General features: G+C 72.0%; 18 protein-coding genes and 1 pseudogene. 10 read left to right on the top strand and 9 right to left on the bottom strand.

All coding sequences use genetic code 11. From position 1 onward, the window contains the following. Positions 1–109: 109 nt before the first annotated feature. The 5 genes and pseudogenes from ACFQ87_RS32525 to ACFQ87_RS32545 all read left to right on the top strand — a co-directional run. Positions 110–430: pseudogene (locus ACFQ87_RS32525) on the top strand (flavoprotein); the annotation flags it as partial. A 246-nt stretch (positions 431–676) separates the two neighbouring features. Next, positions 677–1639 (top strand): DUF6528 family protein, encoded by a 963-nt coding sequence (locus tag ACFQ87_RS32530; protein ID WP_380614450.1) that lies wholly within the window; start codon positions 677–679, stop codon positions 1637–1639. Between the two features lie 265 nt (positions 1640–1904). Next, positions 1905–2216 (top strand): hypothetical protein, encoded by a 312-nt coding sequence (locus ACFQ87_RS32535; protein WP_380614452.1) that lies wholly within the window; start codon positions 1905–1907, stop codon positions 2214–2216. Next, positions 2213–2767: an acyl-CoA thioesterase gene (locus tag ACFQ87_RS32540; RefSeq protein WP_380614454.1), complete on the top strand. Its 555-nt coding sequence runs from the start codon at positions 2213–2215 to the stop codon at positions 2765–2767. The genes ACFQ87_RS32535 and ACFQ87_RS32540 overlap by 4 nt, the downstream gene beginning before the upstream one ends. Before the next feature lie 339 nt (positions 2768–3106). Further along, a complete protein-coding gene (locus tag ACFQ87_RS32545) occupies positions 3107–3502 on the top strand; it encodes a DUF2267 domain-containing protein (RefSeq protein WP_380614456.1) in 396 nt (131 codons plus the stop codon). Between the two features lie 251 nt (positions 3503–3753). Here the strand turns inward: ACFQ87_RS32545 and ACFQ87_RS32550 are convergent, their stop codons facing one another. Beyond that, positions 3754–4167, bottom strand: a complete 414-nt coding sequence (locus tag ACFQ87_RS32550; protein ID WP_380614458.1) for a hypothetical protein — start codon at positions 4165–4167, stop codon at positions 3754–3756. On the opposite strand from ACFQ87_RS32550, the gene ACFQ87_RS32555 reads away from it, so the two are divergent. Continuing rightward, positions 4159–4401, top strand: coding sequence for a hypothetical protein (locus tag ACFQ87_RS32555; protein WP_380614460.1), 243 nt, complete (start codon positions 4159–4161; stop codon positions 4399–4401). The two genes, ACFQ87_RS32550 and ACFQ87_RS32555, sit on opposite strands and share 9 nt — an antisense overlap. A gap of 318 nt (positions 4402–4719) precedes the next feature. Here the strand turns inward: ACFQ87_RS32555 and ACFQ87_RS32560 are convergent, their stop codons facing one another. From ACFQ87_RS32560 to ACFQ87_RS32590, 7 genes are all read right to left on the bottom strand, one after another. Continuing rightward, entirely contained in the window at positions 4720–4884 is a 165-nt protein-coding gene (locus ACFQ87_RS32560; RefSeq protein WP_380614461.1) for a hypothetical protein, read from the bottom strand. A 56-nt stretch (positions 4885–4940) separates the two neighbouring features. After that, positions 4941–5879, bottom strand: a complete 939-nt coding sequence (locus tag ACFQ87_RS32565; protein WP_380614463.1) for an ROK family protein — start codon at positions 5877–5879, stop codon at positions 4941–4943. Between the two features lie 114 nt (positions 5880–5993). Continuing rightward, on the bottom strand, positions 5994–9035 hold the full coding sequence (locus ACFQ87_RS32570) for an alpha-mannosidase (protein WP_380614464.1): 3042 nt from the start codon (positions 9033–9035) through the stop codon (positions 5994–5996). A gap of 32 nt (positions 9036–9067) precedes the next feature. Beyond that, positions 9068–10366, bottom strand: coding sequence for a glycosyl hydrolase (locus ACFQ87_RS32575; protein WP_380614466.1), 1299 nt, complete (start codon positions 10364–10366; stop codon positions 9068–9070). Then, positions 10363–11235, bottom strand: coding sequence for a carbohydrate ABC transporter permease (locus tag ACFQ87_RS32580; protein ID WP_380614468.1), 873 nt, complete (start codon positions 11233–11235; stop codon positions 10363–10365). The genes ACFQ87_RS32575 and ACFQ87_RS32580 overlap by 4 nt, the downstream gene beginning before the upstream one ends. A 4-nt stretch (positions 11236–11239) precedes the next feature. Beyond that, the gene (locus tag ACFQ87_RS32585) at positions 11240–12112 is read right to left on the bottom strand and encodes a carbohydrate ABC transporter permease (protein WP_380614470.1); all 873 of its coding nucleotides are present in this window, start codon (positions 12110–12112) and stop codon (positions 11240–11242) included. Between the two features lie 95 nt (positions 12113–12207). Next, positions 12208–13497: an ABC transporter substrate-binding protein gene (locus ACFQ87_RS32590; RefSeq protein WP_380614471.1), complete on the bottom strand. Its 1290-nt coding sequence runs from the start codon at positions 13495–13497 to the stop codon at positions 12208–12210. 132 nt (positions 13498–13629) lie between these two features. Here ACFQ87_RS32590 and ACFQ87_RS32595 point away from each other — a divergent pair, with 132 nt between their 5' ends. The 4 genes from ACFQ87_RS32595 (at position 13630) to ACFQ87_RS32610 (ending at position 22251) form a co-directional block, all read left to right on the top strand. After that, the gene (locus tag ACFQ87_RS32595) at positions 13630–14712 is read left to right on the top strand and encodes a LacI family DNA-binding transcriptional regulator (protein WP_380614473.1); all 1083 of its coding nucleotides are present in this window, start codon (positions 13630–13632) and stop codon (positions 14710–14712) included. A 155-nt stretch (positions 14713–14867) separates the two neighbouring features. Next, positions 14868–17330 (top strand): discoidin domain-containing protein, encoded by a 2463-nt coding sequence (locus ACFQ87_RS32600; protein WP_380614475.1) that lies wholly within the window; start codon positions 14868–14870, stop codon positions 17328–17330. A 41-nt stretch (positions 17331–17371) separates the two neighbouring features. Beyond that, positions 17372–21559 (top strand): NEW3 domain-containing protein, encoded by a 4188-nt coding sequence (locus ACFQ87_RS32605; RefSeq protein ID WP_380614477.1) that lies wholly within the window; start codon positions 17372–17374, stop codon positions 21557–21559. Further along, positions 21556–22251: a hypothetical protein gene (locus tag ACFQ87_RS32610; protein WP_380614479.1), complete on the top strand. Its 696-nt coding sequence runs from the start codon at positions 21556–21558 to the stop codon at positions 22249–22251. The genes ACFQ87_RS32605 and ACFQ87_RS32610 overlap by 4 nt, the downstream gene beginning before the upstream one ends. On the opposite strand, the gene ACFQ87_RS32615 is transcribed toward ACFQ87_RS32610, so the two are convergent. Next, complete coding sequence (locus ACFQ87_RS32615; RefSeq protein ID WP_380614481.1) at positions 22245–22388, bottom strand: hypothetical protein; 144 nt, start codon at positions 22386–22388, stop codon at positions 22245–22247. The genes ACFQ87_RS32610 and ACFQ87_RS32615 overlap by 7 nt on opposite strands. Positions 22389–22476: the final 88 nt, after the last annotated feature.

The following is a 22476-nucleotide window of genomic DNA, read 5'->3' on the forward strand; positions in this document are numbered from 1 at the left end:
CATCTCGAAGCGTGGAGAACGGCCGCCTCCGCTGTCTCGGGAAGAACCGCAGATCAGCAGGTCGGGTGACCTGCGAGGTTAAACGCCAAGCTCAGACGGGGTATCCGATCCGATCCGCTCCGCCTGGCGGAAATCGGGGGATCCGCGGCCGTTGCCGGATCCGGATGCGATCGTGGTGGCGCCGGCGACGTTCAACACGATCAACAAGTGGGTCGCCGGGATTTCGGACACGCTCGCGCTCGGGATTCTGTGTGAGTCGTACGGGTGGGGGATTCCGGTGGCGGTTCAGCCTTGTCTCAGTGCGGCTCAGGCGGCGCATCCGGCGTACGAGGAGAGCCTGGCGAAGCTGCGGCGCATGGGGGTGCGGATCGCGGAGTACGTACCCGGGGCGTACAGCTGGACGCGGGCACTCGACCTGCTCGACAGCTGACAGGCTGGCTGGTCCGGCGTCGGGATCCTGGCAGGCTGAGGGGTGGCCCGCCGTGATCGGCCCGGGGTGCACGCGATGTACGCCGCGTACCACGCCGCCGACCGGCAGGAAGCGGCCGGGCGGGCCGTCACCTCGCCGATCGCCCGGGTGGCGGACCCGGTCTCCGGGCGAATCCGACGGTCCGTTCGGAGGATGTGTGCGGCCGGGCTGCCGCGCGGTCCGCCGTGAGCCGCCCACCGTTGGGGCGTGCTGAGGAGAACCCTGCCGGTCCTGGGCCTTGCCCTGCTGCTCTGCGCGCCCGCGAGCCGCGCGTACGCCGGGTCGTCGCAGGGGGAGGTGGTTGCCGTGGACCAGGCGTCCCGCCGTGTCCTCGTCCTGCGGGGAGCCGAGGAGCTGGTGGACTACCAGGGGCCCGACCGGCCGCCCGTGGTGTGGTCCTGGGGCGCCGACCGGGCGGACGACCTCGGTGACCTCGATCGCGAGCACAGCTGGACCAACCCGGACGAGGCGAAGAGCCGGATCCTGGACGGCCGCCGCTACCTGCTGACCACCGCCTCCGGCGGGCTCGCCGCGGTGGTGGACACCGCCACCGGTGGCAGCCGCTGGGCGGCGGACCTGGGCAGGGCCGCCAATCCGCACAGCATCGAGCTGCTTCCGGACGGCAACGTCGCGGTCGTCGCGAGCGGCGGCGGGTGGGTGCGGCTGTACGCGGCCTCGCAGGGCCCCCGGACAAACACCCACGCGACCTTCCTCCTCCCGGGCGCGCACGGGGTGCTCCGGGACGCGCGGACCGGCCTGCTCTGGGTGCTCGGCGACGACCGGCTGACCGCACTGCGGGTCGGCGGCACCGCGGCCGAGCCCACCCTGACCGCCGTCCGGAGCGCCCCGCTGCCCGACCAGGGCGGCCACGACCTCGCACCCGTGCTGGGTGAGCCCGGCCGGTTCTGGGTGAGCACGCTGAACGGTATCTGGACGTACGACCCCGGCGCCGATCGGTTCACCCCCGTCCATCTGGCCGATCCCGCCGCCGAGCGGGGGGTCAAGAGCATCGGCGACGACCCCCGCACCGGCCGGCTGCTCACGGTGGCGCCCGATCACAACGGCCCGTGCGACTGGTGCACCTCGGTGATCCGGCTGGACCGCCCGGAGGGGACGTGGACGCTGGGCGGTACGCAGCTGTACAAGGCGCGCTGGTGGGAGTCGCACTAGCAGATCAGCGGCGGACAGCAGTTGATCTTGCTCGGCGGGTCGGCGATACCACCCGTTCTGCTTACCGCGATCGGCTGATGGGGCATATTGTGTACTCCCGCAAACTACTCCAATAGAAGTCAGTTTCCCGTCGCGGTCCGAAAACCATCTGCGGACCCGCGCCGACTGGGATAGCGTCGAAGGCGTCGGGGGGTCGACACCGAGCCGGTGTATTCGAACGTTAGTTACCGGGCCGTAACGGCTCGAATTGGTCCTGGAGAAAAGCATGCGAAATTCCCCCAAGGAAAGCCGGTCGGACGTTATCGACGATCTGCAGCTCGCGGTCGACTCGCTGGCCGAATTCCCGGCCGGGAACGCGGCCGGCGCGGCCGATGTCACCGAGCGGCTCGCGGCCGTCGCCGAACTCTGTCGTTCGGTCGACGCGGTGCTCGACAGCCTGGTCGTCCAGGCGGCCGCCGAGGCCGCCGAGGAGGGGTGGACCGTGGCCCGGATGGCGGCCGAACACTCCGGCTACTACGCGAGGTTGCGGCGCGCGCTGCTCCCCGCCGGGGTCGCGGCCGGGCTGACGCAGCAGTGAGCGCGGTGTACGCCCGCGCGCACGTGCTGTCCTGCCCCACCCGGTGGAGCGACGTCGACGAGAACGGGCACATCAACAACGCCCGGCTGGTCGGCTACATCCAGGAGGGGATTTACGACCTGTTCTGCCACCACGCGACGGCCGTCCGGGAATCCCTTTTCCCGTCCGGATTCATTATCGCGCGGCACGAGATCGATTACCTGGAACAGCTCCACCACGGGCCGGAGCCATTGTCGGTGCGGCTGACCGTGGAACGGCTCGGGCGGAGTTCCGCCCAGGTCGAGGTGAATGTCTGCCGCGAGCCGCTCACCTTTATGCGGGCGCGGACCGTGGTGGTCGCGCGGGACCGGGAATCCGGCCGTTCGCGCAAACTCAGCGAGAACGAGCGCCGTTTTCTGTCGGCGTATATGACGGACACGGCGCGTGGCGACGCCCTGGCCGTGGTCGGCCAGCCGACGGCGCCGGGCCCGCGACTGGCGGCCCGGTCCGGTAGCGGCGGGGTCGGCTCCCAGCGCGGCGCGCGCAGACGGTGTCGGGCCTCGGCGGGCTGACCGCCGCCGCTCGAATCCGTGTGTTCCCGTGAAGTCCCGTGCCGGTGACGGCGCGGGCCGGCGGCGTGATCGACAACGGCGTCGATCCGTCCGTCCGGCACAACGTCGGCGTCCGTCCGTCCGTCCGTCCGTCCGACCGGCGCCGGCGTCCGCGTCAAGGTTCCGTTCGGGAACGGAGCTCCCGCCCGAACCCGCGGGTATCGGCCCGGCCCGACCGCAGTACGCTGAGCAGCACGGGAACCGGCACGTCCCCCGGCGGTCACGGGCTGCGATGAGGCAGGCCCCTCGGGCCATCGGCCGCCGGTCCGGCCGGATCCCGCCGACCGGATGGAGGACGCGATGACCATCTCCTGGGAGGACTTCCTCGCCCGCATCGTGGAGCGCGGCGAGTACCGGGGCGAAGCGGAGGCTGACCATGCCGCCCGGGTCGTGCTCGGTCTGCTCGGCGAGCACCTGGTGGGCGCCGAACGCCTCGCACTGGCCGACGCGCTGCCCGTGGCGTACGCCCCGCTGCTGCGCGACGCGCAGCCGGCCGCCGAGCCGCTGACCGCCGAGCGTTTCGTGGACGCCGTGGTCGGCTGGATCGACGGGGCGACGCCGGCCACCGCGCAGTGGGACATCGGGGCGGTGCTCAGCACCGTGGCGGACCTGGTTCCGGGGGAGCAGATCGACCGGGTGATCGAGCAACTCCCGGTGGGGTACGACCTGCTCTTCGGCCACCCCTTGCGGGCCTGAGGGCCTCCTTCGCCGGCGCGGGCGGCCTGGGGCCCGTCTCTTGGATCCTTGCCGGGCCCGCGACGCTCCCCCAGCCTTCGGCCGGGAGGTGCCCCCAGGGCACAAGTGCACCTCGCGGCGTTGTCGTCGGTCGCCAATGTCCCCCAGCCTTCGGCCGGGAGGTGCGCCCACCGCAGTGGCTCCCTCCTCCGCCTTGCGATGCACGCACCCCAACACCGCGCGCTGATCCGACAAAATCCAAGAGGCAGGCCCTACCGGCCCGTGGTGGCCCGGAACAGCTCCGAGCCCGGGCCCGTCAGCTCGACCGGCCCGGCGCCCGGCCGCAGGTAGGCGGACGCGCCCGCCGGCAGGTCGAGGTCCGGACGGCCGGGGGCGCGCAGCCGGGCGCGGCCCGCGACGCAGAGCAGGATCCGCGGGGTGGGCAGTTCGACGCGGACGGGGGCGTCGCCCGGGCGCAGTCGGGAGAGGCGGAACTCCTCGGAGGCGGAGGGGAATTCGGCGGTCCGGGCGTCGGCGGTGAGCACCTCGGGCGGCCTGGTGCGGAAGGCCGTGACCGCCGGCAGGCCGTCGACGTCGATGTGCTTGGCGGTGAGCCCGCAGCGCAGCACGTTGTCCGAGTTGGCCATCAACTCCACGCCGGTGCCCCGGAGGTAGGCGTGCGGCACCCCGGCGTCCAGGTACAGCGCCTGCCGGGCGGTGAGCCGGACGTGCTTGAGCAGCAGCGCGGCGAGCAGCCCGGGGTCGCCGGGGTCTGCCCGGCGGCCAGCACCTTGAACAGGAGGGGCAGCGCCGGGCCGAACCGCCGTACGGTGTCCGGCCCGAGCAAGCCGTCCGGGTCCGCGGCGATCAGCCCGTCGAGCGGCCGGCCGTTCAGCCGGGACGGCGCCGAGAGGTTGTGAGCTGTGCGGCCGCGAGTGAGCCGGAGCGCACCTAAGGGCGCACGCGTTGCGTGCTCGCGCCCTCCGGATTGGGCTCGATCCGGTGGTGCGGTAGCGTCAAGCTCGCGATCTGGGACACCGGGAACGGCGCCAGCGTGCGGGGCTCCCTCTCCACCAGAGCGATGGTTTGAGACCTCCCCGTCGCCTCTGGCCGTGCCCACTTGGCCAGGTCGTGAGGGAACCGGCCTCCCGGGACGGACCACGCACGGGATGTGTGGCGCCCAGCGGGGTTGAGTACGCCGGGGACCAGTGCGCCCAAGACCGTTCGGGGCGTGCGGCTCATCGGGAGTCACTCCTGATCAGTCCAGAGGAACGGTGCGCGCCCATCCACAGTTCGGCCTGCGGGGTGCCGTCGGGCCCGGTGCCGGTGAGCGCGGGGATGGCCGTGGCGGAGCCCCAGGCGTAGCGGCGGACCGGGTTGTCGAGCAGGGCGTAGGGCGGCATGGCACGGGTCTCCGAACGGGGCGTCGTGCCAGTGGGCGGCGGGCGGTGGGCAGCGGTCAGCGGCAGAGCGCGGCCGCGCCGATCAGCCCGGCGTCGGTGCCGAGTTCGGCGCGCCGCACGTCCAGGCCGCGGATGTACGAAAGGGCGGCGTAGCGGTCCAGGTGGCGGGCGAGCGGGGTGAACAGCACCTCCCCGGCGGTGGCGACGCCGCCGCCGACCACCACCCGGTCGAGGTCGACCAGGGCGGCCGTAGCGGCGATCCCGGCGGCCAGTGCCTGGGCGGCCCGGTCGAAGGCGGCGAGCGCGATCGGGTCGCCGGCCGCGGCCGAGGCGGCGACGGCCCGGGCCGTCCGGTCGTCGGTGCCGGGAAGGCCCCGCCAGCCGTCGGCGAGGGCCCGGCGGGCGATCGCGGTGCCGCTGGCGAGGCCCTCCAGGCAGCCGCGCGAGCCGCACGGGCAGGGCTCGCCGTCCAGGTCGACGCTGATGTGGCCGAGGTGCCCGGCGTTGCCGCTGGGGCCCGGCCGGACGGCGCCGTCGAGCACGAGCCCGGCGCCGACGCCCGTCGAGACCACCAGGCAGAGCGCGTTGGCGGCGCCCCGGGCCGCGCCCTGCCAGTGCTCGGCGGCGGCCATCGCGACGCCGTCCCCGGCCAGGCGGACGGGCAGCCGCCGGGCGGCCACCGCCGGGTGCGCGGAGACCTCGGCGACCAGCGGGAAGGCGCGCCAGCCGGGGATGTTGACCGGGCTGACGGTGCCGTCGGCGAGGTCGACCGGGCCGGCACTGCCGATCCCGACGGCCGTCACGGCGGCCCAGTCGGCCGTACCGGCCAGCTGGTCCAGCACCTTGTGCACGACGGCGAGCACGGCCGGGCCCGGCTCCCGCGCCGGGGTGGGCAGCTGGAGCCGGTGCCGCAGCCGTCCGTCGCTGTCGACCAGCGCGCCGGCGATCTTGGTGCCGCCGATGTCGACGGCGGCGAAGAGGGGGGTGAGCGGCACGGTGGGCTCCAGGGGTGGGAGGGTCGGCGCCCCCGGCCGCGGGGGCCGGGGGCGCCGCACAGCGTACGCGGATCAGCCGGTCAGCCGGCCGTGTTGAGCCGCAGCGTGACGAGTTCAGCCCGTGGTGCTGAGCCGCAGCGTGACGAGTTCGAACGGCCGCAGTGCCAGTCGTACCCCGCCGTCCTCCACCGAGACCTCGCCGCGGGTGCCGCCCCAGGGCCGCTCCAGCAGGTCGCAGGGGACGGCGCCGGCCAGCGGGAAGGAGGTGGTGAGCCGGCCCCGGGAACGGCCGCCGCCCGCCTCGTAGACCCGGACGATCAGGTCCCCGCTGCGGTCGTCGGCGAGCTTGACCGCGCTGACCACCAGAGCGTCGTTGTCCAGCTCGACCAGCGGCGCGACCTGCTCGGCGCTGCCGGTGACCCGCCGCTCGGGCAGGCCGATCCGGTAGCCCTCGCGGACGGCGTCGGCGATCGCGGCGCCCGGGACCAGGGCGTGCCGGAAGCGGTGCGGGCCCTGGTCGGTCCTCGGGTCGGGGAAGCGCGGGGCGCGCAGCAGCGAGAAGCGGACCGTGGTGGTGGTGCCGCCGTCGGCGTCGCGCACGGTGCGGGTGACGTCGTGGCCGTAGGTGGAGGCGGTCACCAGGGCGACGCCCCAGCCGGGCTCGTCCAGGTGGACGAAGCGGTGGTTGCAGGCCTCGAACTTGGCGGCGTCCCAGCTGGTGTTGGTGTGGGTGGGCCGGTAGAGGTGGCCGAACTGGGTCTCGGCGGCGTAGCGCTCGGTGTGGATGTCCAGCGGGAACGCGGCCTTGAGGAACTTCTCGGTCTCGTGCCAGTCGACCTCGGTGTCGATGTCGAGTCGCTGCTCTCCGGCCCGCAGGGTGAGGGTCTGGACGACGGTGGAGGAGCCGAAGGAGCGCGCGATCCGGACCGAGGCCTGGCCGCCGGCGGCCGAGGCGGTGAGCGAGTCCACGCCGGTCAGGTCGGTGACGGTGTTGCGGTAGAACTGGTCGACGTCCCAGGCGTCCCACATGTTGGGGAAGTCCGGGTGCAGCTGGAGCAGGTTGGCGCGGCTGCCGGGGGCGACGCTCTCCCGGCCGCTCGCCGTCTCGACCACCGAAGTGATCAGGCCGTCGGCGTCGACCACGACCTCCAGCAGGCCGTTGCGCAGCGTGAAGCCGCCCCCGTCCACCGGGGCCACCGAGCAGGCCGCACCGTCCTGGACGGCAACCGCCGCCCCGCCCGCCGGAACGGCCGAGCGCGCGTGCGGCGCCGCGTTGAACACCAGCTCGCGCCCGCCCGAGGCGACCCCGGCCAGGGCCTGCTGGGCCGCTTCGATCAGCGCCTCCAGCTCGCCCGCCAGCGCCGCGTACGTCGCCTCGGCCTCGCGGTGCACCCAGGCGATCGAGGAGCCGGGCAGGATGTCGTGGAACTGGTGCAGCAGGACGGTCTTCCAGATCCGGTCCAGCTGTTCGTGCGGGTACTGGGCGCCGGTGCGCAACGCGGCCGTGGCGCACCAGAGTTCGGCCTCGCGCAGCAGGTTCTCGCTGCGCCGGTTGCCCTGCTTGGTCTTCGCCTGGCTGGTCAGGGTGGCCCGGTGCAGCTCCAGGTAGAGTTCGCCGACCCAGACCGGCGGGTTCGGGTACTCGGCCTCGGCCTTGGCGAAGAACTCGGCAGGCTTCTCCCAGCGGACGGTGGCCGAGCCCTCAAGGCTCTTCATCCTGGCCGCCTTGGCGACCATCTCGCGGGTCGTCCCGCCGCCGCCGTCGCCCCAGCCGGTCGGGGCGAGCGAGTGCCGGGCCACCCCCTTGTCCTTGAAGTTCCGTGCCGCGTGGGCGATCTCGCTGCCCTTCATGGAGCAGTTGTAGGTGTCCACGGGCGGGAAGTGGGTGAAGATCCGGGTCCCGTCGATGCCCTCCCAGAGGAAGGTGTGGTGCGGGAACTTGTTGACCTGGCTCCACGAGATCTTCTGGGTCAGCAGCCACTTGGAGCCCGCGTTGCGGATGATCTGCGGCAGGCCGCCGGCGAAGCCGAAGGTGTCCGGCAGCCACGCCTCGTGGTTCTCGACCCCGAACTCCTCCAGGAAGAACCGCTTGCCGTGGACGAACTGACGTGCCATCGCCTCGCCGCCCGGCATGTTGGTGTCGGACTCCACCCACATGCCGCCGGCCGGGACGAACCGTCCCTCGGCCACCGCCTTGCGGACCCGCGCGTACACCTCGGGGCGGTGCTCCTTGATCCAGGCGTACTGCTGCGCCTGGGACATGGTGTAGAGGAAGTCCGGCTCGTCCTCCAGCAGGGCGGTCATGTTGGCGGTGGTGCGGGCCACCTTGCGGACGGTCTCGCGCAGCGGCCAGAGCCAGGCGGAGTCGATGTGGGCGTGGCCGATCGCGCTGATCCGGTGCGCGGACGGCACGGCGGGCGCGGCCAGCACCGCCTCCAGCTCCGAACGGGCCGCGGCAGCCGTTCCGTTGACGTCCTGCAGGTCGATCGCGTCGAGGCAGCGCTCGACCGCGCGCAGGATCTCCCAGCGGCGGGCGCTGTCCACCGGCAGCTCGGCCGTCAGCTCGCCGAGCACCTCCAGGTCCAGCGACAGCTGCCAGACCGTGTCGTCGAAGACCGCCAGGTCCATCCGGGCCAGCTTGTACTGCGGCCGGTCGCCCGCCGTCTCCCTGTCGCCCAACTCGGTGGGCAGGAAGGGGTGGTAGTCCAGGATCACCGGGTTGGCGGCCGCCTCGACGTGCAGCAGCACCTGCTCGCCGCCGGCCGCCGGGGCGGCGATCCGCACCCACTGGTTGCGCGGGTTGAGGCCCTTAACCGGGCTGCCGTCCGGGCGGTAGACCAGGCCCTCGCACTGGAAGCCGGGCATGTTGGCGTCGAAGCCGAGGTCGATCAGCGCCTCGACCGTCCGCCCGGCCCAGGCCTCGGGGACGGTGCCGGTCACGGTCAGCCAGCTGGTGCCCCAGGGCGCGCCCCAGGCGTCGCCGACCGCGATCGGGGTGCGCGGCGCGGCCAGGCCCTCGGCGACCGGGACGGGCTCGCCGGGGGCGGTCCAGATGCCGACCTCCAGCGGGACGGACTCGGGGTAGACCGCCGGGAGGATGCGCTCCTCCAGGACGCGCTTGAGGCGGGACTCGACCAGGGTGCGGTCATCGTGCATGTCGGCAGGCTCCGTTGCGTGCTGGGGGACGGTTACAGGGAACGTACGTCGTCGGGGTGGACCACCTCGGTGATGCCGCGCGCGGCCAGGTGCGCCCGGTCCCCGGCGCGCTCGGCGAGCACGGTGGTCGGGCGGGCGCCCGCCTCGGCGAGGCGCATGAACGCCTCGTACGCCGGGCCCCCGGGGCCGCAGACCGAGCGCCGGGGGGAGGAGACCTCGTCGCCGGCGGCCACCACCACGGCGGTGCTGCGGGGCTTGGGCGGCTGCCAGGAGCGGCGGGCCTCGGCGGCGGCCTCGGCGAGCCGGGCGCCGGCCGGCTTGACCCGCCGGTCCGTGGTCAACAAGCCGAGGCTGTACTCGAGTTCGGGGAAGTCGGCGAGGGAGCGGTCCACGTCGTGCGAGCACCACCAGGTGACGCCCCACAGGTCCGGGCAGTCCAGCACGGACGCGACGGTCGCGCCGGTGAACCGGGCCGCGTCCTCGGCGCTGATGTGCGGGGCGGGCGCGCCGACCTCCTGCAGCCAGACCGGGCGGGCCGGGTCGTCCGCCCAGGCCTTGGACAGCTCCACCAGGTAGGCGGCGTGCTCGGCGGTGGCGGTGGACCGGGCGCCGTAGCGCTGGGCGGTGCCGTTGAAGACCCAGGAGTGCACGGCGGTGGCGGCGCCCAGCCGGGCCGAGTGCCAGGGGGTGAACGGGTGCCCGTCCAGGTACCAGGCCGCGTCGTAGGAGGCGTGCAGGTGCAGCCGCCCGGGCGCGCCCTGCTCGCAGGCGGCGAGCATCCGGCGCAGCCAGGCCTCGGCCTCGGCGGGGGTGACCCGGTCCGGGTCGGGGTGCGGGGCGCCGGAGAACTGGTTGATCTCGTTGCCGAGCGTCATCCCGAGGAAGTTGGGCCGCTCGCTCAGTGCCTCGGCCAGGGTGCGCAGGTAGGCGGCCTGGCCGTCGAGGACCTCGAGGTCGGTGAAGATGTTCCGCCGGTGCCAGGTCCGGGTCCAGGAGGGCAGGAAGTCGAAGCTCGACAGGTGGCCCTGCAGACCGTCCACCGCGACGTCCAGGCCGCGCTCGCCGGCCGCGTCCACCAGGGCGGTCAGCTGCTCGACGGCGCGCGGGCGGATAAGGGTGCGGTTGGGCTGGAACAGCGGCCAGAGCGGGAAGACCCGGACGTGGTCCAGGCCGAGGGCGGCGATGGAGTCGAAGTCGGCGCGCACGGCGTCGAGGTCGAAGTCGAGCCAGTGGTGGAACCAGCCGGCGCTGGGGGTGTAGTTGACGCCGAAGCGCGGAGGGGTGGTCACGTAGTCCTCAACTCGGTCGGGGAGTAGTGGAGACGGGCTCATCCCTTGACGGCTCCCTCCTCGACGCCCTTGAAGAAGAAGCGCTGGCAGAGGCCGAACACCACGACGATCGGCAGGAAGGCGATCATGGTGCCGGCCGCGATCAGCCGGGGATTGGCGGAGAAGGTGCCGTTCAGGTACTGGAGCCCGACGGTGAGGGTGTACTTCTGCGGGTCGTTGAGCACGATCAGCGGCCAGAGGAAGTCGTCCCAGGCGCCGATGAAGGTGAAGATGACGATCACACTGAGCATGCCGCGCACGTTGGGCAGGCCGATGTGCCACAGCCGCTGCCAGACGTCGGCGCCGTCGACCAGCGCGGCCTGGTCGAGCTCGGCCGGCACGGCGGCGAACGCGGTGCGCATCAGCAGCACGTTGAGCATCGCGATCGCGCCGGGTAGGGCGACGCCGGCCAGGCTGTCGGCCAGACCGAGGCTGCGCACCAGCACGTACTGGGAGACGATGGTGACCTCGCCGGGCAGGACCAGGGTGGCCAGGAAGAGGCCGAGGACCAGCTTGGCGCCGCGGAAGCGCAGCCGGGCCAGCGTGTAGCCGGCGAGGGTGCAGCCGACCACGTTTCCGGTGATGCAGACGGCGGCCACGATCAGCGAGTTGAGGGCGTAGGTCCACACCGGGATGGTGTCGGCGACCTTGCCGTAGTTGCCGAGGGTGGGCTGGTCGGGGACGAAGCTCGGGGTACGGGTGAAGACGTCCTCGGCGGGGCCCTTGAGGGAGGTGGAGAGCTGCCACAGGAAGGGGCCGATGACCAGCAGCAGGACGAGGGTCAGGAGCAGGTAGCGGGCGACGGTCCGGGCGGGGGAGGGGGTGTTGAAGCCCCGGGAGCCCCGCGCGGCCTTGGCGTGGACGGTGGTCACGGGGTCAGGCCGCCTTCCGGTTCAGCCGCATCAGGAACAGCATCGGGCCGAGGGTGATGACGAACAGCAGCAGGCTGAGCGCGGAGGCGTAGCCCAGGTGGCCGTTGAAGCCGCGGCTGTACATCTGGATCAGCATCACCACCGACATGTCCCGGCCGCCGGGCCCGCCCTGGCCGTTGGAGAGCACGTACAGCTCGGAGAACACGCGCAGCGAACTGACCGAGATCAGGGCCGAGACCAGTACCATGGTCGGCCGCACCCCCGGCAGCGTGACGTGCCAGAACCGGCGCACCGGGCTGGCGCCGTCCACGGCCGCCGCCTCGTGCAGTTCGCGCGGGACGTTGGCGAGGGCGGACAGGTAGATGACCATGTAGTAGCCGAGGCCCTTCCAGACGGTCAGGGCGATCGCGCTGAACAGCAGCAGCCAGCGGTCGGTGAGGAAGGAGACCGGGGAGTCGGCCAGGCCGCTCTGTCGGAGCAGGCCGTTGACCAGGCCGCGGTCGTCCAGCACCCAGCCCCAGATCAGCGCCACCACCACGGCGGAGGCGATCACCGGGGTGTAGAACGCGGTGCGGAAGAAGGTGATGCCGGGGATGCGCCGCTGGACCAGCAGGGCGAGCAGCAGCGGCAGGACGGTCAGCAGGGGGAGGCAGACCAGCATGAACACGATGCTGTTGAGCAGGGCGTCGGCGAGCTGGTCGTCGTCGAGCATGCGGCCGTAGTTCTCCAGGCCGGTGAACTGCCCGCCGCCCAGGGGCTTGGCGTTGGTGAAGGACAGGATCACCGTGTTGACGGCCGGCCAGAGGTTGAAGACGGCCAGCCAGACTATCGCGGGCCCGGCGAGCAGCCAGGGAGTGAACCAGCGCCGGTGGGTCATGCCGTTGCCTTCCTGGGGGCGGTACGGGTCATTCCCGGGGCGGCGGGTGCGGGGGAGACCCGCCGCTTCGCCGGTACGGTCCTCGGAGCGGGTGGTCAGCCCTTGAGTAGCTTGTCGCACTGCTCGACGGCGGAGTCCAGGGCCTGCTTGGAGCTCGCGTCACCGCTGATGGCCAGGGCGATCTGCTGGTTGATGACGGTGCTCATCGCGTCGTCGACCTGGACGGGCTGGATCAGCTCGGCCTTGGCGAGCGAGTTGAAGGCGATCACCTTGGCGTCGCCCGCGTTGGTGCCGTCGCTCCTGCTGAAGAACGGGTCGTTCGACGAGGCCTTGGTGGACGGGAAGATGCTGGTCAGGTGGGCGAAGGCGGCCTGGTTCTCGGGGCTGGTGACCCAGCGGGCGAGAGCGACCGCGGCGGCCGGGTTCTTGGTGCTCTTGGGGATGGACAGGCCCTGGACGTACAGCGGCGGGGTGGCCAGCGCGGGGGAGGGGACGACCTTCGGGGCGAGCGTCGGGTTGTCGGTGGCGAGGCTGGTGATGTAGTTGGCGCCGGCGGTGGTCCAGGCGGCGGTGCCGGCGTTGAACAGCTTGGAGTTGCCGGCGTAGGTGTTGGTCAGCACGTCTTTGGGGAGCAGGCCCTCCTTGAAGGCGTCGCGGTACTTGTCGAGCAGTGCGGCGGCCTCGGGGGTGTTGAAGGTGAAGGACTTGCCGTCGTCGGCCATGATCTTCACGCCGGCGTTGTAGAGGTCGCCGAGGCCCGGCTTGCGGCTCATCAGGTAGGTCTGGCCGCCGGACTTCTCCTTCATCACCCGGGCCTGGGCGATCAGTTCGTCCAGGGTGGTCGGGGGCTTCTTCGGGTCCAGGCCGTTCTTCGTGAGGAGTTCCGAACTCCAGTAGTTCACATCGGTGTTGAGGTACCAGGGGTAGCCGAAGGTGCCGTTCTGGCCGGTGAAGCGGTAGGCGTCGACCCCGCCGGGGACGTACTCGTCGGCGAGCTTCGGGTCGGCCTTGGCCACGTCCAGCAGGAGGTCCTTCTTCGCCAGCGGGAGGGCGAAGTCCGGCGGGAGGTTGACCACGTCGGGCAGGGTGTTCGAGGCGGCCTGGCTGAGCACCTTGTCGGAGTAGCCGTCGCCGGGCTGGTCCAGCCAGTCGACCTCGACGCCGGGGTACTTCTTCTTGAAGCCGTCGATCACGCCCTGCATGTAGTCGGTGAACTTGGGCTTGAGCGCCCAGGTCTGGAGCGAGACCTTGCCCTTGACCTCACCGGTGGCGGCCGCACTCGCCACGCTGTCGCTGCTCTTGCCGTCGCCGGAGCCGAGTCCGCAGCCGGTGAGGGCCGCCGCGGTGAAGGCCGTTGTCGTCAGTGCCGCCCAGATTCTTCGCATGAGGGTCTCCCGGTCCTGGGGTGGGTGGGGGATGGTGCGGAATATCAGAATCGGCATAACTAAACCGGTCTAGCTATGGCAGGGACTATGCTCCCGCCTAAACTTGGCTGTCAAGAGAAGGAGTCGGGTTCTGTGGGCAGACCGACGATCGCCGACATCGCCCGCCAGGCAGGTGTCTCCAAGGGCGCGGTGTCCTTCGCGCTCAACGGCCGCCCGGGGGTCAGCGAGGCCACCCGGGCCCGGATCCTGCGGGTCGCCGAGGAGATGAACTGGCGGCCGCACAGCGCCGCGCGCGCCCTCGGCGGGGCCAAGGCGGACGCCGTCGGCCTGGTGATCGCCCGCCCGGCCCGCACCATCGGCGTCGAGCCGTTCTTCAGCCAACTGCTCTCCGGCCTGCAGGCCGTGCTCTCGGCCAGCTCGGTCGCGCTGCACCTGATGGTCGTCGAGGACACCGCCGCCGAGATCGAGGTCTACCGGCGCTGGGCCTCCGAGCACCGGGTGGACGGCTTCATCGTGGTCGACCTGCAGGTCAAGGACCCGAGGCTGCCGGTGCTGGATGAGCTCGGGCTGCCCGCCGTCGTCCTGGGTGGGCCCGGCAAGGGCGGCAACCAGCTGCGGATCTGGGCCGACGACCGGGAGGCGATGCTCTCCATCGTCGACTACCTGGCCGCCATCGGGCACCGCCGGATCGCCCACCTGGCCGGGCTGCCGCACTTCCAGCACACCCAGCGGCGGATCCGCGCGCTGCGCGACGCCTCACGCCGGCTCGGGCTGGAGGAGGCGGTCTCGGTGCCCACCGACTTCAGCGACGCCGAGGGCGCGGCGGCCACCCGCACCCTGCTCTCCCGGGCCAAGCGGCCCACCGCGATCGTCTACGACAGCGACGTGATGGCCGTCGCCGGGCTCGGCGTGGCGGGGGAGATGGGCGTCGCGGTGCCCGGCGAGCTGTCCATCGTCTCCTTCGACGACTCGGTGCTCGCCCGGATCGTCCACCCGCCGCTGACCGCGCTCAGCCGGGACACCTTCGCGCTCGGCGAGCAGGTCGCGCGCAGCCTGCTGGAGGCGGTGGACGGGACCGGGCCCGGACGGGACCTGCAGATGCCCACGCCCCGGCTGACCGTACGGGAGTCCACCTCGCCGCCGGGTGCCGCGCCGCCGTCACCGGTCGGTGTGATTGCTGCGCGAGTCGTTGACACGGGTTCTGAACCGGTTTAGCCTCGCTGCGCCGAGGGGGCCCGGTCCTGCGCACCGTCCGCTGTCATGTTCACTGAATTCCCCCTCTCGATGAGCACCGCCGCGCCCGCATGCACCCGGGCCTGCCGCTGCCGGTGGGCCCGGCTCCACCCACTCCGCTCGATCGGAGCCACCGCATGTCAAGACGTCTCCCCCTGCTGCTCAGCGCCGCGCTCGCGACGGCCGCGCTGGGCGTCGTACCCGCCGCCCAGGCTGCTCCTGCTGCTGCTCCTGTTTCTGCTCCTGGTCCGGCCTCGCCGGTCGTCGCCGCTCCCGGGAACCAGCCCTACGCCTCCTACTGGTACCCCAGCACCATCCTGAACTGGGACCCGGCCACCGACCCGGACGCCCGGTTCAACCGCTCCCGCGTCCCGCTCCAGCCGCGCACCAGCGACCCGGCCCTGGCGGCCAACCCCAACGCCCATGCGGGCGAAGGGAAGATCGCCTCGCTGGTCTCCTTCGCCCCCACCTCCAACAACCCCTCCCAGGGCTCCGCCGACCCCAACTACTACGCCTTCGGCTACTGGCAGTACGTCGACAAGCTGGTGTTCTGGGGCGGCTCGGCCGGCGAGGGCCTGATCCTCGCCCCCAACCCGACCGTCATCGACGCCGCCCACCGCAACGGCGTCAAGGTCTACGGCACCGTCTTCTTCCCGCCCACCGCGTACGGCGGCCAGCTCCAGTGGGTGCGCGACTTCGTCCAGAAGTCCGGCGACCGCTACCCCGTCGCCGACAAGCTGGCCCAGGCCGCCCAGTACTACGGCTTCGACGGCTGGTTCATCAACCAGGAGACCGGCGGCGGCGACTCGGGCCTCGCGACCGAGCTGCAGAACCTGATGCAGTACACCAAGGCGCGGAGCGGCACCGACTTCATGTGGTACGACGCGATGACGACATCGGGCGCGGTCGACTGGCAGAACGCCCTCACCTCGGCCAACTCTCCGTTCCTGCAGGACGGTCCGAAGCGCACCTCGGACTCGATGTTCCTCAACTTCGGCTGGACGCCCGACGGCCTGGACTCCTCCCGGACGCTGGCCCGGCAGCTCGGCCGCAGCGAGTACGAGCTGTACTCCGGCGTCGACACCGAGGCCAACGGCTACAACACCTCCGTCGACTGGAACACCCTCTTCCCGTCCGGGCAGCCGCACACCACCTCGCTCGGCCTCTACCGGCCCGAGTGGACCTGGAAGTCCGCCACCGACCGCGCCGACTTCTACGCCAAGGACGCCCGCTACTGGGTCGGCGCCAACAACGACCCCTCGAACACCGACCCCTCCAGCAGCTGGCCCGGCCTGGCCGGCTACGTCGCCGAGTCCTCGCCGATCACCGCCAAGCCCTTCGTCACCAACTTCAACACCGGCCAGGGCGACTTCTACAACGCGGCAGGCACCCGGGTCGCCACCGGCGGCTGGAACAACCTCTCGCTCCAGGACGTCCCGCCGACCTACCACTGGGTGCTCAACTCCAGTGGCAGCAAGCTGAGTCCGTCCGTCGACTTCACCGATGCCTATCAGGGCGGCTCCTCGCTGCGGCTGACCGGCACCCTGGACGCTGCCAACACCGTGCGGCTGTACGAGACCAGCCTGCCGGTCGCGGCGAACACCAAGCTCGACCTGGTGGTCAAGACCCCGGCCGCCGGACCGACCAAGCTCAAGGCCGCCCTCTCCTTCACCGACTCCCCGGGCGGCTTCACCACCGTGGACGTCGGCGACGACTCCGGCACCGGCTGGGAACGCCACACCCTCGACCTCTCCCCGTACGCGGGCCGGATCATCTCCCAGGTCGCCCTCCAGGTGGACGGCTCCGACCCGGCGTACGACCTCCGAGTCGGCCAAGTAGCCATCCATGACGGGGCGGTGGAAACCCCGGCCGCGCCGGGCGGGCTGACCGTTCTCGGCGCGAGCGACGTGACCCCGGGCGCCAGCCAGTCGCTGCGGCTCTCCTGGACGGCCGCACCCGGCGGCAACGTCCACCACTACGAGGTGTACCGGCGCAATGCCGACGGCAGCCGGACCTTCCTGGGCGCCACGCCCAACGACGCCTACTTCGTCGGGCGGCTCGACCGGGCCGGGGGCGAGTCCACGACCACGCTGGACGTGGAGGCGGTGTCCACCACGTACGGGCACTCGGGTGTCGCCTCCACGGTGGTGAGTTGGAACGGAACGCCGTCCACTTCCACCAACCTGGCGCTGAACCGCCCGGCGACCGCCTCCGGCCAGTGCAACGCCAACGAGGGACCGGCCAAGGCCGTCAACGGCAGTGTCAGCGGCGGCAACAGCGACAAGTGGTGCACGCTGACCTCGTCCAAATGGCTCGAGGTGGACCTCGGTTCGGCGAAGAAGCTGAACAAGTTCGTAGTCAAGCACGCGCAGGCGGGCGGAGAGAGCGCCTCGTACAACACCCGGGACTTCTCCATCCAGGTCCGGTCCAGCACAACCGACCCCTGGACGACCGTCGCCACCGTGACCGGCAACACGGCCGGAACCACCACCCACCCGGTGAACACCACCGCCCGCTACGTCCGGCTGGTCGTCACCAAGCCGACCCGGACCAGCGATCCGGCCGCCCGCATCTACGAGTTCGAGGCCTGGGGAGCCTAGACCCGCCCGCTTCCTCGGATCTCCGGAAAGGAACCACCCCCGTGCCGGTCACCACCATCACCGCCGTCGAGAGCACCGACCTGTTCGTCGGCCCCGAGGACACCCCGCGCCAGATCCTGCGGGTGGCGATCGAGGGCCCGGCTGCCCGGATCACCGTCCGCGGCCCGGGCGTCCACGGCGAGGCGACCGGCACGGGGCTGGTCGACGTCCCGCTGGAGATCACCGGCGCGGACGTCGGCGACCAACTGCCCGTCACCGTACGGGCGGGGTCGGCAGCGGCCGAGGCGCTCGTGGCGGTCGCGGAGCCCGGCTGGACGATGTTCCTGGTCTCGCACTTCCACTACGACCCGGTGTGGTGGAACACCCAGGCCGCCTACACCTCGCCGTGGGAGCTGCTCTCCGCCGACGCCACCACCCGGCCGCTCTGGGAGCGCAACGGCTTCGCGCTGGTCGACGCGCACCTGGACCTCGCGCTGCGGGACCCGGTGTACAAGTTCGTCCTCGCCGAAGTCGACTACCTGAAGCCGTACTTCGACCAGCACCCGGAGCGCCGCGAGACCCTGCGGCTGCTGCTGGAGCGCGGCCAGGTCGAACTCGTCGGCGGGACGTACAACGAGCCGAACACCAACCTCACCGGCGCCGAGACGACCATCCGCAACATCGTCTACGGCATCGGCTACCAGCGCGACATCCTCGGCGGCGATCCCCAGACCGCCTGGCAGCTCGATGTGTTCGGGCACGACCCGCAGTTCCCCGGCCACCTCGCCGCGGCCGGCCTGACTGGCAGCGCCTGGGCCCGCGGGCCCTTCCACCAGTGGGGCCCGATCCAGAAGAACTTCCGCGAGGCCAAGGACGACGCCCGGGCGATGCAGTTCCCGAGCGAGTTCGAGTGGATCGCGCCCGGCGGCGAGGGCGTGCTCACCCACTACATGCCCCACCACTACTCGGCCGGCTGGTGGATGGACTCCTCCCCGGACCTCGCCACCGCCGAGCAGGCCGTGTACGAGTTGTACCGCAAGCTCAAGCCGGTTGGCGCCACGAAGAACCTGCTACTGCCGGTCGGGACGGACTACACCCCGCCGAACAAGTGGGTCACCGAGATCCACCGCTCCTGGGCCGCCAAGTACCTGTGGCCGCGCTTCGTCTGCGCCACCCCGCGCGACTTCCTCGACGCCGTCCGGGCCGAACTGTCGGTCGGCGGCCGCCGACTCAGCCCGCAGACCCGCGATATGAATCCCGTGTACACCGGCAAGGACGTCTCGTACATCGACACCAAGCAGGCCCAGCGGGCGGGCGAGGTCGCGGCGGTGGACGCGGAGAAGCTCGCCACGCTCGCGGTCGTGAACGGACTCGGGCGCTACCCGGCCGCCGCGCTCGACAAGGTGTGGCGCCAACTCGCCTACGGCGCACACCACGACGCGATCACCGGCTCGGAGTCGGACCAGGTGTACCTGGACCTGCTGGGCGGCTGGCGGGAGGCGTACGACCTGGCGTCGGCCGTCCGGGACGCGGCGCTGGACGCGCTGACGGCGCGGATCTCGACGATGGGGGCTGGATCGGCGGTGGTGGTGACCAACACGCTGTCCTTCGACCGGACGGACCTGGTGGTGGTCGAACTCCCGGACGGCGTACGGTCGGTGTGGGTACTCGACGAGGCGGGCTCGCCGGTGCCGAGCGTCGTCGACCGGGGGACGCTTCGCTTCCTGGCCGAGGACGTTCCGGCGCTCGGCTGGCGCACCTGGCGGCTGGTCTCCGGGAAATCGGTGGACGCCTGGACCGCCGCCGAGGGTGCCACGATCACCAACGGGCGGTACCGCGTTTCCGCCGACCCCGCACGAGGAGGCGGCCTGACATCCGTCTACGACCTGCTGCACGAACGGGAGTTGATCCAGGACGGCCGGATCGGCAACGAGCTGCGGGTGTACGAGGAGTACCCGCAGCACCCCGACTTCGGCGAAGGCCCCTGGCACCTGGTGCCGAGCGGGCCGGTGCTCGGCTCCGGGGACGCTGCCGCGTCGATCCGCCGCGAGACCGGTCCGCTCGGCGAGCGGCTGGTGATCGGCGGGACGGTCGACGGGGTCCGCTACGAGCAGACGGTCACGCTGTGGCGCGGCCTCGATCGGGTGGACTGCCGGACGAGGGTCGTGGACTACTCCGGCGCCGACCGGCTGCTGCGGCTGCGCTTCCCGGTGGATGTGCCCGGTGGGCTGCCGGTCAGCGAGGTCGCGGGAGCGGTCATCGGGCGCGGCTTCGCGATGCCGGACGTCGACTCGGTGGAGGCGCCGTGGACGCTGGACAACCCGGCCAACACCTGGTTCGGGCTGGGCGCTACGGCGCGGGTGGAGCTCACCGACCCGGCGGGGGAGGTGGTGGGCTCGCGGGCGCTCGGTGTGGCGGAGGTGGTGGTGCCGACGCTGGACGACGCGGCGGACGTCCGTCCGCTGGTGGTCGCCCTCGCCCGGGTCGGGGTCACCGCCACGACCTCGGGGGCGGACTGGGCTCGGTACGGGTGGCTGGACGTGGACTCCAACCTGCCGGACTTCCGGATCGTGGTCGGCGGGCCGGAAGTCAACGATACTGCGCGGGAGTTGATCGCTCGGGCGGGGGAGGAGTACGCGGCGGTACTGAAAGCGTACGGCGCGGTGTGGGTGCCGGCGCTGACGCCGCTCGCCGAGGTGTGGCGGCCGGATGCGGACCTGCGCGACCTGCGATCCCTTCCCGCCCTGGTCGTGTCCGATGTGCCGGCGCTGGTGGACGACCTCGCCGATGCGCGGATCACCGCCGTCTGCCCGGTGGCCGTCCCGGACCAACTCGCCGACCACACCGTGGCGTTGCTCAGCTTTGGCCTCCCCGGCTTCGCGGTGGACGCCACCGGCGCGCTCCACCTGTCGCTGATGCGCTCCTGCACCGGCTGGCCGTCGGGCGTGTGGATCGATCCGCCTCGGCGTACCCTGCCGGACGGGGCCTCCTTCCAACTCCAGCACTGGACGCACGAGTTCAACTATGCGTTGGTCGGCGGGGGCGGTGACTGGCGGGCACAGACGCTGCCCGCGCAGGGGCAGGAGTTCAACCACCCGCTGTACGCACGGATCGTGGAGGCCCAGGAGGGGCCACTGCCGGCCACGCTGTCCTGGCTGCGGGTCCAACCGCAGCGCGAGGTGCTGCTCGGCGCGCTCAAGCCGGCCGGGAACCCGATCGCCCACGGTTCGGCTTCTTCGGAGGGCGGGCGGGACCTCACCGTCCGGCTGGTCGAGTCGACCGGCCTCGGGCGGACGGCGCAGCTCGGCGGCGCGCTCGGCCTGGATGAGGTGCGGCCCGCCGACCTGCTGGAACGCCCGCTCGGGGAGCCGGCCGATGTCCTGGACCTCGCTGGTTCGCAGATCATCACCCTGCTCGCGGCTCCTGCTCTGACTGCCCCAGCCGATGACCCCGTGCTCGGCCCGGTCGCCGAGCCCGCCCAGCCGGTCCACGCCCGCTATTGGCTGCACAACCGGGGCCCGGCACCGCTCGGGTATCTGCCGGTGTCCGTCGGCGCCTCGCCGGGGCTGCTGCGGACGGCGGGGGAGTCGGTGACACTCTCGGTGGCGCTCTCCTCCCAGCTCCGCGACGCCGCCGTCGAGGGCACGGCGGTCGTCCTGCCGCCCGAGGGTTGGACGACCAGCCTCGGCAGCCGCCCGTACCGACTGGAGCCCGGCGGCCACCTGCGCTTCCCGGTGACCTTGACCCCGCCATCGGACACCGAACCCGGGCTCTACTTCACGGCCGTCCGGATCGAGCACGACGGTCAGCAGGTCGAGGACGTGGTGACCATCGCCGTCGGCGACCTCCCTGACCTGTTGCCGGTCCCCGGAGACGTCCCAGAGGACTGGACCGCCGCCCAGGGCGCCAAGGCCACCACCGGCCGCGACACCGGCCTGTCCGTCGACGTTTCCGACCAGTCCCTTCGCCTAACCCCCGGCGGCCGCGCCACCCTCGGCCTCACGCTCACCAACCGCACCCGAGGTGAGATCCGGGGCGAACTGCAGCTGGTCTCGCCGTGGGGCACCTGGGACGCGATCGCCGAACCCGTCCGAGGCTTCACCGTCCTGGCCGGCTCCGCCACGACCGTCGACTTCGACCTCGCCGCTCCCGAGTCGGCCGACCCGGGCTCGTACTGGGCCCTCGCCAAGGTGATGTGGTTCGGCCGCTGCCAGTACGCCCCGACCGTCGCCCTGGTGGTGGAAGCATGACTCTCGGTCTGCTCGACGGACATCCCGTCCCACGCACCGCTCTCGACCAGCGCCTCGCCGCCCTCCGAAACGGTCCGCGCTCCACCGCCCTTCCCCAGCCCGGAAGTGCAGAGGACCGCCAGCTCACCCGGTGGGTCGCCCAGGTGCTCCTCACCGAAGTCCTGTGTGAGACAGTCGCCGCCGAACGCAACCTGCCCATCGGCCCCGGCGGCCCCGCCCACCTCGACCAACAAGCCGCCGTAGAGCTCGGCTCCATCACGGCGGCCGCCTACGAGGGCAGCGCAGCCGTGCGGGCCGTCTACGCCTCCGTGACGGCCGACATCGAGCCCTCACTCGCCGACATCGCCCACTACCGCGCCCTGACCACCCACCCACCGGCCACCCGCTGGCACATCGCGACCCCCGACGGCGGCTTCGAGGCCGACCCCGACACCCTCCCGGTGGCCCTCTCCGAGGCCCTCTGCGCGGCCCCGCCCGGCGAGTTGGTCACCGTGGGCCCCTGGAAGGCCGCCCTCCTCGCCACCCTGACCATCCCCCAGAACACCGACCCCACGCCCACCCTCCGCGAAGCCGCTCGCCGAGTCGCCTTCGTCCGGTGGCTCGACCGCGAGCGAGCCCAACGCCTCACCCTGGTCGAGGGATTGGAACACCCCGGCGACCCCGCCCAACCAGACAACCACCATCGTCACTGAGAGTCGCGCCACTTCGCGAGGAGTCTTCCGAGTTCGTCGACGACGAGCTCATCGGGGGCATCGCCTTCTCCGGGCCGCCAGATCAGCGTCAAGTCCCCTCTCTTGGTCACGATGCGGTACGGAAAGTAGTCAGCCATACGGGTCTCCCTGATGCCATGGCGGCACTTGCTGCGTTGGCCATTCTGCTTGCAGCGTTCGCCACGTGGTGAGTTCGGATCAGGTGGA

The organism is Kitasatospora sp. NPDC056531, from assembly GCF_042794375.1.
In the GTDB taxonomy this organism is placed as follows: domain Bacteria; phylum Actinomycetota; class Actinomycetes; order Streptomycetales; family Streptomycetaceae; genus Kitasatospora.